10 protein-coding genes are annotated in these 15475 nt (G+C 71.5%); 8 read left to right on the forward strand and 2 right to left on the reverse strand.

Features of this window, described 5'->3' with window-relative positions:
* The first annotated feature begins 13 nt into the window (after positions 1 to 13).
* Together mscL and CA984_RS10170 are read left to right on the forward strand one after the other, a co-directional pair.
* The gene (gene mscL, locus CA984_RS10165) at positions 14 to 442 is read left to right on the forward strand and encodes a large conductance mechanosensitive channel protein MscL (RefSeq protein ID WP_086570586.1); all 429 of its coding nucleotides are present in this window, start codon (positions 14 to 16) and stop codon (positions 440 to 442) included.
* Between the two features lie 165 nt (positions 443 to 607).
* Positions 608 to 1216: a hypothetical protein gene (locus CA984_RS10170; RefSeq protein ID WP_086570587.1), complete on the forward strand. Its 609-nt coding sequence runs from the start codon at positions 608 to 610 to the stop codon at positions 1214 to 1216.
* Between the two features lie 32 nt (positions 1217 to 1248).
* On the opposite strand, the gene CA984_RS10175 is transcribed toward CA984_RS10170, so the two are convergent.
* Both CA984_RS10175 and CA984_RS10180 read right to left on the reverse strand, forming a co-directional pair.
* On the reverse strand, positions 1249 to 2229 hold the full coding sequence (locus CA984_RS10175; RefSeq protein ID WP_242675850.1) for a Gfo/Idh/MocA family protein: 981 nt from the start codon (positions 2227 to 2229) through the stop codon (positions 1249 to 1251).
* A 77-nt stretch (positions 2230 to 2306) separates the two neighbouring features.
* Positions 2307 to 3890 (reverse strand): peptide chain release factor 3, encoded by a 1584-nt coding sequence (locus CA984_RS10180; RefSeq protein WP_086570591.1) that lies wholly within the window; start codon positions 3888 to 3890, stop codon positions 2307 to 2309.
* Between the two features lie 226 nt (positions 3891 to 4116).
* On the opposite strand from CA984_RS10180, the gene CA984_RS10185 reads away from it, so the two are divergent.
* The 6 genes from CA984_RS10185 (at position 4117) to CA984_RS10205 (ending at position 15472) form a co-directional block, all read left to right on the forward strand.
* On the forward strand, positions 4117 to 4878 hold the full coding sequence (locus CA984_RS10185) for a PP2C family protein-serine/threonine phosphatase (RefSeq protein ID WP_037933196.1): 762 nt from the start codon (positions 4117 to 4119) through the stop codon (positions 4876 to 4878).
* A 472-nt stretch (positions 4879 to 5350) separates the two neighbouring features.
* The gene (locus tag CA984_RS10190) at positions 5351 to 5899 is read left to right on the forward strand and encodes a hypothetical protein (protein WP_242675851.1); all 549 of its coding nucleotides are present in this window, start codon (positions 5351 to 5353) and stop codon (positions 5897 to 5899) included.
* Between the two features lie 12 nt (positions 5900 to 5911).
* Positions 5912 to 8083 (forward strand): SPFH domain-containing protein, encoded by a 2172-nt coding sequence (locus CA984_RS10195; RefSeq protein ID WP_086570595.1) that lies wholly within the window; start codon positions 5912 to 5914, stop codon positions 8081 to 8083.
* Between the two features lie 8 nt (positions 8084 to 8091).
* Positions 8092 to 13200, forward strand: a complete 5109-nt coding sequence (locus CA984_RS10200; protein WP_086570597.1) for a DNA repair ATPase — start codon at positions 8092 to 8094, stop codon at positions 13198 to 13200.
* Between the two features lie 180 nt (positions 13201 to 13380).
* Positions 13381 to 13821 (forward strand): hypothetical protein, encoded by a 441-nt coding sequence (locus CA984_RS45400; protein WP_133061604.1) that lies wholly within the window; start codon positions 13381 to 13383, stop codon positions 13819 to 13821.
* A gap of 91 nt (positions 13822 to 13912) precedes the next feature.
* A complete protein-coding gene (locus CA984_RS10205; protein ID WP_479725529.1) occupies positions 13913 to 15472 on the forward strand; it encodes a multicopper oxidase family protein in 1560 nt (519 codons plus the stop codon).
* The last annotated feature ends 3 nt before the right edge of the window (positions 15473 to 15475 follow it).

Below are 15475 nucleotides of genomic sequence, written 5' to 3' on the forward strand. Positions count from 1 at the left end.
AGGACGCTGAGGAATGGGCGGATTCAAGAAGTTCCTGATGAGGGGAAACCTCGTCGAGCTCGCCGTGGCGGTGGTGGTCGGAGCGACCTTCAGCGGCCTGGTGCAGGCGCTGGTCAAGGACCTGATCACGCCGTTGATCGCGGCGATCACCGGGGGCGGTGGGCCCGACTTCTCGCAGTACGTGTTCACGGTCAACGGCGCGAAGTTCATGTACGGCGACTTCATCAACCACCTGCTGAGCTTCCTGATCATCGCCGCGGTCATCTACTGGCTGGTCGTGATGCCGATGACCCGGGTCATCGCCTTCTTCGACAGGGACAGGAAGGCCACCGAGAAGAAGTGCCCGGAATGTCTCAGCGACATCCCGGTCGACGCCAGCCGCTGCGCGTTCTGCACGGCGGAGCTGTCCCAGGTCCGCGCCGCGGACCGGCCCCCGGCGTAAACGCCGCCGCGTCCGGGGCCCGAGGCGGCGCCGTCCCCCTTGGGCAGCCTCGGGTGACCGCCGGACGACGGTCCCCGGGCAGCGGCGGCCACCCGGCCGCCCGAGGACGTCGACGCCGGAAGGGGCCCGTTCGGCCCGGGGAACCTTCTGTAGGACGATGAGACGGTGAGCGTAGAACTGGTCGTCTGGCACGAGCCCGAGCCGATCACCAAGGAGCGCGCGGAGACCGTCTTCCAGGCGCTCCGCCGCGGAGAGCCCGACGCCGCCGCGCCGCATCCCGGGGTGGCGGCGTTCGCCGCGCGGCTGGCCGAGGCCGAACGGGTCTCCCCGGCCTGCGCCGTGGTCAGCGTGGACCCGGACAGGGCCGACGAGGTGTCGGGCGAGGCCTTCGCCCTGGCCCGCGAGTGCGGGCTGGTCTGCTACGACCCGCAGCGCGGGCTGGTGCACAACCTGGCGCCGCTGGGCGTCTACTCCGGCATGCAGATGCACACGGGCGACGGGATGATCGTGGTCGACCCCGACCTGCGGCTGGTCACCGACGCGCTGGCCACCATGGCGCCGCAGAACCCGTTCACGGCGCTGGTCGTCTTCGGAGAGCACTTCATCCAGACGTCCCCCGAGATCACGGGATACGAGCTGGAGTACAAGGACAGCGTCCAGGACCTGATGTTCCGCACGCACGTCCCCGACCTCGAAACGGTCCAGGACGCCTTCACCGAGTACGCCACCGGCGGGCGCGCCTTCCTGGACGGCCACGACTGGCGTCGCGTCTAAGACCCCGTGGACCGCCCGCTGGGGGACGCGGGTCACTCGCCGGGGAAGCGGACCCCCGCCTGCCTGCGGACCTCGTCCATGACGCCCATCACGTCGAGGGTGGCCTGCCAGGGCACGAGCGGGCTCTCCAGCAGGCCCTCGCGCAGGCAGCGCATGGCCTCGACCGCCTCGTGCAGCATGCCGGTCCCCTCGTAGGGGACGTGGAAGGTCTCCGGCTCGGCGCCGTCGCGGTGCAGGACGAAGGCGCCGGGGCGGAAGAACGGGTGCGGCAGCTCGATCCGGCCGAGCGGGCCGGAGACCGACGCGGTGACCGGGCCGTCGGTGGTGATGCCGCAGGAGAGCAGCGCGACCGCGCCGCTGTCGTAGCCGAACAGCATGCCGGTGTTCTCGTCCACGCCCTCGGGGGTCAGCCGCGCCCAGGACTGCACCTTGGCGGGGCCGCCGAGCATGAGGTGGGCGAAGGAGATCGGGTAGACGCCCAGGTCGAGCAGGGCGCCGCCGCCCAGCTCGGGGTCGCGGAGCCGGTGGCCCGGCTCGACGGAGACGGAGATCCCGAAGTCGGCGTGGACGGCCTGGACCGGGCCGATCGCCCCTCCCTCGACCAGCTCCACGATCTTGCGGATGGCCGGGACGCAGCGCATCCACATGGCCTCCATGAGGAACAGCCCCCGCTCCCGCGCGACGTCCACCAGCTTGGCCGCCTGGGCCCGGTTGAGCGTGAAGGCCTTCTCGCACAGTACGGCCTTGCCCGCGCCCAGGCAGGTCAGCACGGCGTCGTAGTGGGCGTTCTGCGTGTTGGCGACGTAGACGATGTCCACATCGGGATCGGCGGCCAGCTCGGCCCAGCTCCCGTGGGCGTGGGGGATGCCGTGCCGGTCGGCGAACGCCCGGGCGGACTCGACGGACCTGGACCCGACCGCGACCACCTCGGCGTCCGGCAGGAGCTTCAGGTCCTCGGTGAACGTGGCGGCGATCCCGCCGGTTGCCAGAATTCCCCATTTAATCGTGCTCATGGGGCCATATCCCATCATGTACGGCTTTACCGATGTACGGCTCGCACCGGGCCCCCGGTGCGAGCCGTACCGGGGGGTCAGCCGCGGGTGTCGGCGAGCAGGGCCTTGAGCACCAGGCCGGGATGGTCGCGCAGCACGCCGCGCATCCGCCACTCGTCGGTGAACAGCGCCAGCAGCTCTCCGTCGATCGCGCGGGTGAAGACCTCCACGCCGCGCTGGCGGGCCAGGACCGGCGCGGACTCGGCGTCGGTGATCCTGGCCAGGCTGAAGTCGAGCCGGTCCATCGCGATCTCGGTGTTGAACTCCCCGGCCAGCCGGTGCTTGACCACGTCGAACTGCATCGGGCCGACCGCCGCGAGCACCGGCGACTGGTCGCCCCGGATATCGGAGCGGAGGACCTGCACGACGCCCTCGGCCTCCATCTGCTCGATGCCCTTGCGGAACTGCTTGGCCCGGCTGGAGTCGCGGCAGCGGGCCGTCCAGAAGTGCTCGGGCGCGAAGCTCGGGATCCTGGGGAACTCCACCGCGGAGCCGTCGTAGAGGGTGTCGCCGGGGCGCAGGGCCGTGGCGTTCACCAGGCCGACCACGTCGCCGGGGAAGGCCTCGTCGATCGTGGCGCGCTCCTGGCCGAAGACCGACTGGGCGTACTTGGTGGCGAAGGGACGCCCGGTCGCGGCATGGGTCAGCACCATGCCCCGCTCGAACCGGCCCGAGCAGACCCGGACGAAGGCGATCCGGTCGCGGTGCGACGGGTCCATGTTGGCCTGCACCTTGAAGACCAGGCCGGAGAAGGGCCGGTCCAGCGGGCGCGGGTCGTCCTTGACATCGGGACGGGGCGCGGGGGCCGGGGCGATGTCGACCATGGCGTCCAGCAGCCGGCCGACGCCGAAGTTGTTCAGGGCGGCGCCGAACAGCACGGGCGTGGACTCGTGCGCCTCGAACGCCTTCTGGTCGTGGTCGGAGCCGATGGCGGAGAGCAGGTCGACCTCGTCCTTGGCCCGCTCCCAGTCCTCCCCGATCTCGATGAGGGCCTGCTCGGGTGTGAGCTCGGTCTCAATGGCCTTGGTGGCCCCGCCGGGGGTGCGGGTGTAGCGGACCGCCTGGTCGACGACGCGGTCCACCACGCCGTGGAAGAAACCGCCGGTGCCGATCGGCCAGGTGATCGGGGTGGGCCGCAGGCCGGTCTTCTCCTGGATCTCGTCCAGCAGTTCCAGCGCCTCGCGGCCGGGACGGTCCCACTTGTTGACGAAGGTGATGACCGGGATCCGGCGGTGCCGGCAGACCTCGAACAACTTCAGGGTCTGCGGCTCCATGCCCTTGGCCGCGTCGAGTAGCATGACCGCGCAGTCGACGGCGGCCAGCACCCGGTAGGTGTCCTCGGAGAAGTCGGCGTGGCCGGGGGTGTCGACCAGGTTGAACATGTGCCCCCGGTATTCGAACCGGAGAGCGGCGGAGGTGATGGAGATGCCTCGGGCCTTCTCCATGTCCATCCAGTCGGAGGTCACACCGCGGCGGCCGGCCTTGCCGTGCACCGCGCCGGCCTCGGTGATCGCGGAGGCGTGCAGCGCCAGCGCCTCAGTCATGGTCGACTTACCGGCGTCGGGGTGGCTGATCACCGCGAACGTGCGACGCCGGGCCGCCTCCTGGATGATCGCGGTCATTTCCTGGTCTCCTAGCCGTGCGTAAAGTGGGGAGCCCCGCACAGTGCGGGCCGCCGAAACAGCTTACGCGCCGCCGCGGCCGTCAACAGATGTGGCAACACTTCCCCAGGCCGCTTGCGTCACCATGGTGTTCAGTGGATTGTGGAACAACTCGGTTCGCCCCATGCCCGTCCCAACTGCCCGAAAGCGACCTGCTCGTGCAACTCGACGTTCCAGTGGTGTGCAGATGATCACGCTTCGCTATGCGGCAGGCTCCGATATCGGCCGGGTCCGCCAGGGCAACGAGGACGCGGCCTACGCCGGCGCCCGGCTACTTGCCGTCGCCGACGGCATGGGCGGCCACGTGGGTGGGGAGGTGGCCAGCTCGGCGGCTATCGCCGCGGTCTCCACCCTGGACCACGAGGTCCCGGAGGACCTGACCGCCGCGGCCGAGGCCGGGGTCCGCAAGGCCAACCAGCGCCTGCGCGAGCTGGTCGAGCAGGACCCGAGCCTCACCGGCATGGGCACCACTCTGACCCTGATGCTCTGGGACGGGCCGCGGGTCGCCCTCGCCCACATCGGCGACTCCCGCGCCTACCTGCTCCGCAACGGCGATCTCTACCAGATCACCTATGACCACACCCTGGTCCAGACGCTGATGGACGACGGGCGGATCACCGCCGAGGAGGCCGCCCGGCATCCGCACAGGTCGATCCTGCTCCAGGTCCTGGACGGCGGCGACACCGTCGACCCCGACCTCTCCCTGCGCGACGCCGAGGTCGGCGACCGCTACCTGCTCTGCTCCGACGGCCTGTCCGGGGTGGTGGAGGCCGACCGGCTCCGCCACGTGCTCGCCGACATCGACGACCTTGAGGCGGTGACCCGGCGGCTCATCGAGCTCGCCTGTGACGCCGGCGGCCCGGACAACATCACCTGCGTGGTCGCGGACGTGGTCGAGGGACCCGGCTCGGACACCCCCGTGGTGGTCGGCTCGGCCTCCCCCTCCTAGCCTCCCGGCGGCGCTCCGCCATCACGGTCCCGGCCTTCCGGCGGGCCGGGGCGCCGGATCCTGGTCGCGGCAGGGGACAGCGGCTATCGTCGGATTCCCTGAACTCCTCGCCGATCACCGCCCCGGAGGGATGTCATGTACAAGGAATTCGCCATCGAGGCGATCGTGTGGCTCATCCCCGTCGTGATCCTCGTCGGCCTGGCCTACATGATCACCCGTCCCGCCTGACCTCTCCCTCAAGCCGAGGACGCGGAGTTCCGCGTCCTCGGCTTTCTCATGCCCCAGGCGAGTTCCTCGACATTCCTTAGATTTCGGGAACTATCCTCTTTACTCAATCTTTATGTGTATATAGTCAGGCACATGCGCTCGGGGGAGCGCCGCTAAACACGTCACAGGGGGACCTCGCTCGCCGATGGGCCATTTCGTCGATGCCGCATTAGCTTTTCCCACCGTTCTCTTCACATTCCTGCTCGTGGTGATCGTCGGTTACTGGCTGCTCGCCGTGTTCGGCGGGATCGGGTTCGACGGCGACGCCGACGGGACGGAGACGGCGGGGGTCACCGGGTTCCTCGGCGGCCTGGGGCTGGGCGGGGTGCCTGCCGCCGTGACCGTGTCGCTGCTGGTCGTCATCGCCTGGTTCGTCAGCCTGGTCGGCGGCGTGCTGTTCAGCGGCGTCCCCGCACTGACCGGCGTGCTGGCCGCCGCGCTCGCCTGCGCCTGGGCCGGCACCCGCCTGATCGTGCTGCCGCTGCGCCGCGCCGCGCGCGGGGATCGCGCGCCCTCCCGCGCCGACTTCGTGGGCCGTACGTGCGTCGTCCGCACCGGCCGGGTGGGCAGGGACTTCGGCCAGGCCGAGGTCACCGCCGCGGACGGCTCCTCCGCCCTCGTTCAAGTCCGTCAGACCGGCGACGACGCTTTCGACGCCGGCAGCACCGCCCTGATATTCGCCTACGACTCCGCGGGCGAGTTCTTCTGGGTGATGCCCTACGACGCCGAACTCGACCCCGACCGTCCTCTTTAGCCGAAGGACCACATGGACGTCATCTCCACCGGATTCGGCATCCTCCTCGCCGTCATCCTTCTCGTCGTCATCGGTTTGCTGTTCACGGCCAGCCGCCTTTTCAACAAGGTCGAACAGGGCAAGGCACTGATCGTCTCCAAGGTCAACAAGGTGGACGTCACCTTCACCGGGGCGATCGTGCTGCCCGTCTTCCACCGGTCCGAGGTCATGGACATCTCGGTGAAGACCATCGAGATCGAGCGGACCGGCCGCGAGGGCCTGATCTGCCGGGACAACATCAGGGCCGACATCCGGATCACCTTCTTCGTCCGGGTCAACAAGACCGCCGAGGACGTCGTCAAGGTCGCCCAGGCCATCGGCACCGCCCGGGCCAGCGACCAGGAGACGCTGCAGGAGCTGTTCAGCGCCAAGTTCTCCGAGGCGCTCAAGACCGTCGGCAAGCAGCTCGACTTCGTGGACCTCTACACCCAGCGCGACCAGTTCCGCGACCAGATCATCCAGGTCATCGGCACCGACCTGAACGGCTACAGCCTTGAGGACGCCGCCATCGACTACCTGGAGCAGACCTCGCTGCTCTCCCTCGACAAGAACAACATCCTCGACGCGCAGGGCATCAGGAAGATCACCGAGCTGACCGCGATCGAGCACGTGCGGACCAACGAGTTCCAGCGGCGCGAGGAGAAGGAGATCACCCGCCAGAACGTGGACGCGCGGGAGGCCATCCTCGAACTGGAGCGCCGCCAGGCCGACGCGGAGATCAAGCAGAAGCGCGAGGTCGAGACCATGCGTGCCCGTGAGGAGGCGGAGATCCTCAAGGTCCGGGCCGAGGAGCGGCTCAAGGCCCAGGCCGCCGGCCTGCGCACCGACGAGCAGCTCGGCATCCAGCAGGAGAACCAGGCCCGCGAGATCGCCGTGGCGGCGAAGAACCGCGAGCGGGTCATCGCCATCGAGTCCGAGCGGATCGAGAAGGACCGCATGCTGGAGGTCATCTCCCGCGAGCGTGAGACCGAGCTGTCCCGCATCTCCAAGGACAAGGAGGTCGAGGGCGAGAAGCGGTCCATCGCCGAGGTGATCCGGGAGCGGATCGCGGTGGAGAAGACGGTCGCCGAGCAGGAGGAGAACATCAAGCGGCTGCGGGTGGTCGAGGAGGCCGAGCGGACCCGCCAGGCCGTGATCATCCAGGCCGAGGCCGAGGCACAGGAGAGCCTGGTCAAGGACATCAAGGCGGCCGAGGCGGCCGAGGCGGCGTCCAGGCACCGGGCACGCGAGGCGCTGGTGCTGGCCGAGTCGCGGCAGCAGGCCGCCGAGCTCGACGCACGCGCCAAGATCCGGCTGGCCGAGGGCGTCCAGGCGGAGACGGCCGCGGCCGGCCTCGCCGAGGTGCAGGTCCGCGAGCGGGACGCCGCGGCGATCGAGAAGGTGGGCCGCGCCGAGGCCGCGGTCGAGCGGGAGAAGGCGCTGGCGGTCGCCGAGGGCGACCAGGCCAAGGCGCTCGCCTCGGCCATGGGGGTGCGGGAGAGGCTCAAGGCGGAGGCCGAGGGCGAGCAGGCCATGGCGCTCGCGACCGCCTCGGCCGTCGGCGAGAAGCTCAAGGCCGAGGCCGAGGGCCTGACCCAGAAGGCGGCGGCGATGGCCGCGCTGGACGACGCGACCCGCGCCCACGAGGAGTACCGCCTGCGGCTGGAGGCGGACAAGGAGATCCGCCTCGCCGGGGTGAACGTCCAGCTCAAGGTAGCCGAGGCGCAGGCCGCCGTACTGTCGGCGGGCCTGTCGAAGGCCAACATCGACATCGTCGGCGGCGACAGCGTGTTCCTCGACCGGCTGATGGGTTCGATCACCATGGGCAAGAGCGTGGACGGCTTCGTGCGGCACTCCGACGTCGCCCAGGCGCTGGCCGGGCCGTACCTGGACGGCTCGCAGAGCCTGCCCGCCGACCTGACCAGGATGCTCGGCTCGCTCGACAGCGCCGACGTGCGGAACCTGTCCCTGTCGGCGCTGCTGGTGAAGCTGGCCGCCACGGGCGGAGCCGACGCCGACAGGCTGCGTGAACTGCTGGGCGGCGCGCAGAGGCCCGGCGCCGACGCCCGGACCGTCACCGACGTCCCGGTCGCCGGCGTCCCGGTCGTCACCGACATCCCGGTCGCCGAGACGCCGGTCGCCGCCCTCAACTCCGGCGAGCAGTGACGCCGCCCATGACAGAGGTCGTCACCGAGACGCCGGACGGCCACGCCGGGCTGGACGCGGGCACCTACGAGGTGCTCCGCGCCCGGCTCGCCGAGCAGGCGGCCGAACTCGCCCGGCAGGCCGGCGCGCTCAACACCCGGCGCCTTGAGGTCTTCGGCGGAGCCGAGCTCCGCCTGATCGGCACCGAACGGATCCGCACCGAGAACAACTGCGTCCCCCGCGACATCGTGGCGCTCGGCGGGGTGGCGGGCCCGCCCGGAGGAGCGGACGGCGGGCCCGGGAGGCGGCAGGGGCTCATCCTGTTCGGCTACAACGTGTTCATGGGGCTGAAGCCCGAGACGACCGTCGAGGACGTCTTCTCCATGCACACCTTCGTGCGGGGCGCCACGGGCGCCCAGGGCGGCCCGGACGGCGACGCGTTCCGGTTCGACCCAGCGCCGCTGTTCCGCCACCCGCAGTTCGAGCGGGACTTCGCCGAGCTCTACCGCTACTACCGGGAGACCCGGCTGCTCCGGCTCCGCCGGACCGAGGGCAAGATGCTGGCCGTCTTCCAGACGGGGCCGCAGGACACCCGCGTGCTGCGCTGGCAGGTCGGCGCGGACGGCGCGCTCACCTACATCGACGACCGGGGCGAGCGCGACCACACGTTCCCGCCGTCGCACGACTTCGAGTGGACCCCCGCCACCCGCGACGACCACGTGCTCGGCCGCCACCCGCACATCTCGATCCAGGGCGAGGTGTTCGTCGAGACCGTCGGCGGCGACCTCACCATCAAGATCGAGAACAACACCGAGACCGGCGAGGGCGTCTACCGCGAGCCGGTCGCCGAGCCGCTGCAGAGCCTCGCCGACGCCGACGTGCAGCACGCCAGGGTCGGCCCGCTGATCCTGCTGCGCGTGCGGCCCTACAACGAGACCGAGTGGCGGCACCTGGTCTTCAACACCAGGACCAAGGGCGTGGTCCGCCTCGACGGCATCGGCCAGGCCTGCCGCCGCCTGCCCGAGGACCAGGGCATCATCTTCCCCGGCGGCTACCACCTGTCCACCGGGGCCGGCAAGACCTTCGACACCGACGTCTCCGGCCTGGAGTTCGAACGGGTCATCCGCTCGGCCAACGGCGAGGACGTGCTCTACGTCTTCCACGCCCGCACCGGGGGCCGGTCGCTGCTGCTGCCGTACAACGTGATCCGCAAGCAGGTGTCCACGCCCCTGTCCTGCCACGGCTACTCCCTGTTCGACGACGGCACGCTGATCGTCTTCCGGGCGACCTCCGACGAGCCCTCCCGGGTCCACCCGATGCAGGTCTGGCAGACGCCGTACATGTCGGACCTCTACGCCGCCGCCCAGCCGGTGGGCACCGGGCCGCTGGAGCGGATCGGCAACGCCGAGCTGGTGCGCGGGATCTCCGACTGCCTGTCGGTGGCGCGGATGGTCGAGGAGATGGCGCCGTCGGTCCCGGTCCTCGAGGCGCTGATCGCGGCCTGCGCCCGGGCCTTCGACCACTACCACTGGCTGGGCGAGCACGGGCTGCGGGGACCGCTCGCCGACGTGCGGGCGACCGCCGGGCAGGTGCTGGAGGAGTTCGAGAACGTCCAGTCGCTCACCGAGCAGGCCGCGACCGCGCTGGAGGCCGCCGCCGGCGAGATCGCCTCCCTGGTACGGCGGGCGCGCGCGCAGGCGCCCCGCTCCGCCCAGGGATGGATCACCCACCTCGCCGAGCTGCGGCGGGCCCAGGGGCGTCTGGTGACCCTGCGCGAGCTTCGCCACGTGGACATCGGCCGGATCGACGGGCTGGCCGCCGAGCTTGAGGCCGAACTCGGCGCCACCGCACAGCGCGCGGCCGGCTTCCTGCGGGGCGAGGACGCCTTCGCCGGATACCACGCGGAGGTCGAGCGGCTGGTGTCCGACGCCGGGGCCATCACCACCGTGGCCGAGGCCGGGCCGGTCGACGACCGGCTGACCGGCCAGGCCCAGGGCCTGGAGGTCGTGATCGAGGTGGTCGGCACGCTCGACATCGCCGACGCGACCGTGCGGACCGCGATCCTGGAACGGATCGGCGAGGTGCTCGGCGGGGTCAACCGCGCCCGCGCCACGCTGGAGGCCCGGCGCGGCGAGCTGCTGGCGAGCGAGGGACGGGCGGCGTTCGCGGCCGAGTTCGCGCTGCTGGGGCAGGCGATCACCGGGGCGCTGGCGATGTCCGGCACCCCCGAGCGCTGCGACGAGCAGCTCGGCCGGCTGATGCTCCAGCTGGAGGGCCTGGAGTCGCGCTTCGCCGAGTTCGACGACTTCCTGGCCCGGCTGGCCGCCAAGCGGGAGGACGTCTACGAGGCGTTCTCCTCCCGGCGGCAGGCCCTGCTGGACGAGCGCGCCCGCAGGGCCGACCGGCTGGCCGGCTCCGCGGACCGGATCCTGGCCGGCGTGCGCCGCCGGGTGGCCGGGCTCGGCTCGCTCGACGAGATCAACACCTACTTCGGCTCCGACCCGATGGTCGTCAAGCTGCACGGCGTGGCCGGGGAACTGCGCGAGCTGGGCGACCAGGTCCGGGCCGGGGAGCTCGAAGGCCGGATCAAGTCCGCCCGCCAGGAGGCGGGCCGCGCCCTGCTGGACCGGCTCGACCTGTACGCCGACGGCGGCGAGACGATCCGCCTGGGCCGGCACCGGTTCGCGGTCAACACCCAGGCCGCCGAGCTCACGCTGGTGCCGCACGGCGGGCGGATGGCGTTCGCCGTCACCGGGACCGACTACCGCTCGCCGGTCCGTGACGAGACGTTCGCCGAGACCCGGCCGTTCTGGGACCAGCTGCTGGTCTCGGAGACGGCCGAGGTCTACCGGGGCGAGCACCTGGCCGCCTCGATCCTGGCCGGCGCCGAGGCCGGCACGCTGCGCGCGGGCGATTCGGCCGTCTCCCTCGACGCGCTGCACGAGGCGGCGGTGGTCGAGGGCGGGCTGCTGCGGATCGTCCGCCAGGTGGCGGAGGCCCGTTACGACGAGGGCTACGAGCGGGGCGTCCACGACCACGACGCCGCCGCGATCCTCGACGCCCTGCTCCGCCTGCACGCGGGCGCGGGCCTGCTGCGCTATCCCCCGGCGGCGAGAGCCGCGGCCCAGCTCTTCTGGGCCTTCGGCGTGGACGAGGCCGCTCGCCGGACGTGGACCACCCGGGCGGTCTCCCTCGCGCGGGCGCGGGCCCTGTTCGGCCGGGTCGGCGCGGTGGCCGAGACCCGCGCCGCCCTCGGCTCCGCGATCGCGGCCTTCATGCGCGGCCTGGAGGGCGAGGCGCCGGGCACGGCCCCCGGGATCGGCCGGCCGGACCGCGCGCCCGCCACCGCGGAGACCGCGGAGACCGCGGATGCGGCCGGGTGGCACGACGGGACCGGGCAGGACGACGGGACCGGGCAGGACGACGAGGACGTCTCCGGGCTCGCCGGGGAGTACCTCTTCGAGGAACTGGCGGGCAGGCCGTCCGGGTTCGTGACGAGCGCGGGGGCGCGGTCGCTGCTGGAGCGGTTCGACCGGGCGCTGGGGGCCTCGCGCGGGGAGCTCGACGACGACCTGCGGGCGCTCGGGGAGGACCTCCCCAAGCGCCACCGGCTGGCCGAGGCGTGGCTGGGGGCGTTCGAGCCGTCGGCCGAGCTGCCGGAGGCGGTGGCCGTACGGCTGTGCGAGGTGCCCCGGCACGACTCCTCCGCCGCCCTGACCGCCACGGTCGAGGGCCTGCTCGGCACGCACCCGCGGATCGTCGAGCGCAGGCTCGACCTGCGCCTGGACGAGTTCCTCGGCCGGACCCGGCGCTTCCGTGAGCACCGCGTCCCCGCCTACCGGGCCTATCAGCGGCGGCGCAACGACCTGGTCGCCGCGGAGCGCGAACGTCTGCGCCTGGAGGAGTACCGGCCGAAGGTGATGAGCGCCTTCGTCCGCAACCAGCTCCTCGACGAGGTCTACCTCCCGCTCATCGGCGACAACCTGGCCAAGCAGATCGGCGCGGCCGGCGACGCCAGGCGGACCGACCAGATGGGCATGCTGCTGCTCATCTCGCCGCCCGGCTACGGCAAGACCACCCTCATGGAGTACGTGGCCAGCCGGCTCGGCCTGATCTTCGTGAAGGTCGACGGCCCCGCCCTGGGGCACCTGGTCACCTCGCTGGACCCGGCGCAGGCGCCCGACGCGACGTCGCGCCAGGAGGTCGAGAAGATCTCCTTCGCCCTGGAGATGGGCAACAACGTGCTGCTCTATCTCGACGACATCCAGCACACCTCCCCCGAGCTGCTGCAGAGGTTCATCTCGCTGTGCGACGGCCAGCGGCGGATGCAGGGCGTCTGGGAGGGCGAGACCCGGACCTACGACCTGCGCGGCAAGCGCTTCGCGGTCTGCATGGCGGGCAACCCGTACACCGAGTCGGGCGGGCGGTTCCGCATCCCCGACATGCTCGCCAACCGCGCCGACGTGTGGAACCTCGGCGAGGTGCTGTCCGGCAGGGAGGAGCTGTTCGCGCTGAGCTACATCGACAACGCGCTCACCTCCAACCCCGTCCTGGCCCCCCTGTCCACCCGCGACCGGGGCGACATCCGCCTCCTGGTACGGCTGGCGCAGGGCGACCCGGCCGTCCGCGCCGACCAGCTCTCCCACCCCTACTCCCCGGTGGAGCTCGGCCAGGTCCTCACGGTCCTGCGCGGGCTGCTCCGCCTCCAGCGGGTGGTGCTGGCCGGCAACCGGGCCTACATCGCCTCGGCGGCCCAGGCCGACGCGTCCAGGACCGAGCCGCCGTTCCAGCTCCAGGGGTCCTACCGGAACATGAACAAGCTCGCCGCCAGGGTCGTCCCGGTCATGAACGACGCCGAGCTGGAGGCCGTGATCGACGACCACTACCTCGGCGAGGCCCAGACCCTCACCTCCGGCGCCGAGGCCAACCTGCTCAAGCTGGCCGAGCTGCGGGGCACCATGACGGCCGCGCAGGCCGCGCGGTGGGCCGAGGTGAAGGCCGCCTACCTGCGCGAACGGGCCCTCGGCGGCACCGGGGACGACCCGGTGACCAGGGCGGTCGGCGCGGTCGGCCTGCTGGCCGACCGGGTGAGCACGGCCATCGAGCAGGCCGCCGACCGCCTGTCCCCGGCCCCGTGAAGGGGCCCGCCTCGCCGTGACGGTGTACGGGAACGGTGAACGGCCGGCTCGGACGGGTGGTCCGTCACCGGCGCGTGCCCTCTCTTCGACGCCGGAAGCCGGGGCCGGTTCCCGAACCGTGCGGTCCCGTGGGTAGGGTGATGCGCTGTGTAGTCGGCTTGAGGAGCCCAGGGAGCTGCTGTGAGAGGGCGCGCGGTGACGGCTGTGCCGCCGAGGCTCGTGCTGCTCGCCGCGGTGCTGCTCGGTGTCGGCCTCAGTTATGCCACGGCGCACTTCTGCTGGTCATCCGCGTCCATGAGCTCCTTCACAGGCCCGTCCATGAGCTCCTCCGCGAATCCGGCCACGAGCTGGAGCGCCGTCGATTCCGGCATGGCCGCTACGCATGGCGCGCCCGCATCCGTAGCGGCCCATCACGATACGGCGGGCCTCTATCCGTTCACGCTCTGCGTGATCGCGGTCGCCGCGGTTCTCGTCGCCCTGGTGCTGAGCCTGTTCGGCGCGGGCGGCCCGTCACGTGACGCGGGCGGTGGCCGTGAGCGGCCCGCCCGGTTGCCCGCCGTACGCGGATCGCCGTCGCTGTTCGCGCTGTCCCTGCGACACGTCGCGGTTCTACGCATATAGAGGCCCCTGACCGGGCCTGGCGCTCCCGGCTCCCCCTCGGGGTGCCTTCTGCCTCGCCTGGTTCCTCGGATCCTCTGTCCGCCTACGAACCGTGAGCGAAATTCTCATGTCACCGATCGATCGACGGCTCTTCCTGCGTGCCGGCCTTGTCGCCGCCGGAGGAGCGCTTGTCTCCGCGTGCTCACAGGAGCGCGCCACCTTCGTCCAGCCCGAAGGCCGGCAGGTGCGGGCGGCCGAGGCCGCCCGTCGCCCAGGCCGGGTACGCGAGTTCCGCCTGACCGCCCAGCAGGCGCAGGCCGACCTCGGAGGGCCGACCGTGCGCACCTGGATGTACGGCGACCGCCTGCCCGGCGAGCCGATCCGGATCAAGGCCGGTGAGGTCGTCCGAGCACGCCTGGCCAACCGCCTGCCTCAGGAGACCACCGTGCACTGGCACGGTCTCGCCCTGCGCAACGACGCGGACGGCGTGCCCGGTGTCACCCAGCCGGCCGTCGCCCCGGGCGGCGAGTGGGTCTACGAGTTCACCGCGCCCCACCCGGGGACCTACTGGTTCCACCCGCACCACGGCACCCAGCTCGACCGCGGCCTGTACGCCCCTCTCATCGTGGAGGATCCGGCCGAACCGCTGGACTACGACCAGGAGTGGGTCGTCGTCGTCGACGACTGGATGGACGGCGTGACCGGCACGCCTGACGACGTCCTCACCGAGCTCACCTCAATGGCGGGCATGATGGGCGGCCAGGGGGGCGGCGGGCACGAGGGCCACGGCTCCATGCCGATGAGGCCGGCCCCTACGCCAGCCCCTTCCGCCTCCGCGAGATGGCCGTACATGATGATGAACGCCGAGAGCGACCTCCTGGGCGGTGACGCGGGAGATGTCCGCTACCCGCACTTCCTCGTCAACGGCAGGGTGCCCGCGGCACCGGAGACCTACGCCGCCAAGCCGGGGACCCGGCTGCGGATCAGGCTGATCAACGCCGGGGGCGACACGGCGTTCCGGGTCGCGCTGGGCGGTCACGCGATGACCGTGACCCACGCCGACGGCTTCCCCGTCGAGCCGGCGGAGACGGACGCCCTGCTGATCGGCATGGGCGAGCGGTACGACGTGCTCGTCACCCTCAAGGACGGGGTGTTCCCCCTGGTCGCCCTGGCCGAGGGCAAGCGCGCCGTCGCCCGCGCCCTGGTGCGCACCTCCAAGAGCGCCCGCGCACCACGACCGGACGCCTGGCCCGTCGAGCTCGACGGCCGTCTGGCCGCCTACGACCGGCTCACGCCCGCGGAAGCCGTACGGCTCCCCCGGAAGAACCCGGACCGGACGATCACGCTCAACCTCACCGGGACCATGGCGATGTACGACTGGGCCATCAACGGGAGGAAATACGATCCGAAGGTCATCGAACCGATCCGGTCCGGCGAGCGAGTACGGCTCTCCTTCGTCAACCGGAGCCTGATGTGGCATCCCATGCACCTGCACGGCCACACCTTCGCCCTGGCCCCAGGCGGCCTGCGCAAGGACACCGCGATCGTGCTGCCCGGCAAGACCCTGAACGTCGACTTCGACGCCGACAACCCGGGCATCTGGATGATGCACTGCCACAACATCTACCACGCCGAGGCCGGGATGATGAGCCTGCTCGGCTACCAGGCCTGAGAG

It is taken from the genome of Streptosporangium minutum (assembly GCF_002149035.1).
Classification (GTDB): Bacteria; Actinomycetota; Actinomycetes; order Streptosporangiales; family Streptosporangiaceae; genus Streptosporangium; species Streptosporangium minutum.

What these genes read in the sequence shown, in the direction of transcription:
- mscL (WP_086570586.1), top strand. Translation starts at nt 14, where the DNA reads ATGGGCGGATTCAAGAAGTTCCTGATGAGGGGAAACCTCGTCGAGCTC.
- CA984_RS10175 (WP_242675850.1), bottom strand. Translation starts at nt 2,229, where the DNA reads ATGAGCACGATTAAATGGGGAATTCTGGCAACCGGCGGGATCGCCGCC.
- CA984_RS10180 (WP_086570591.1), bottom strand. Translation starts at nt 3,890, where the DNA reads ATGACCGCGATCATCCAGGAGGCGGCCCGGCGTCGCACGTTCGCGGTG.
- CA984_RS10185 (WP_037933196.1), top strand. Translation starts at nt 4,117, where the DNA reads ATGATCACGCTTCGCTATGCGGCAGGCTCCGATATCGGCCGGGTCCGC.
- CA984_RS10195 (WP_086570595.1), top strand. Translation starts at nt 5,912, where the DNA reads ATGGACGTCATCTCCACCGGATTCGGCATCCTCCTCGCCGTCATCCTT.
- CA984_RS10200 (WP_086570597.1), top strand. Translation starts at nt 8,092, where the DNA reads ATGACAGAGGTCGTCACCGAGACGCCGGACGGCCACGCCGGGCTGGAC.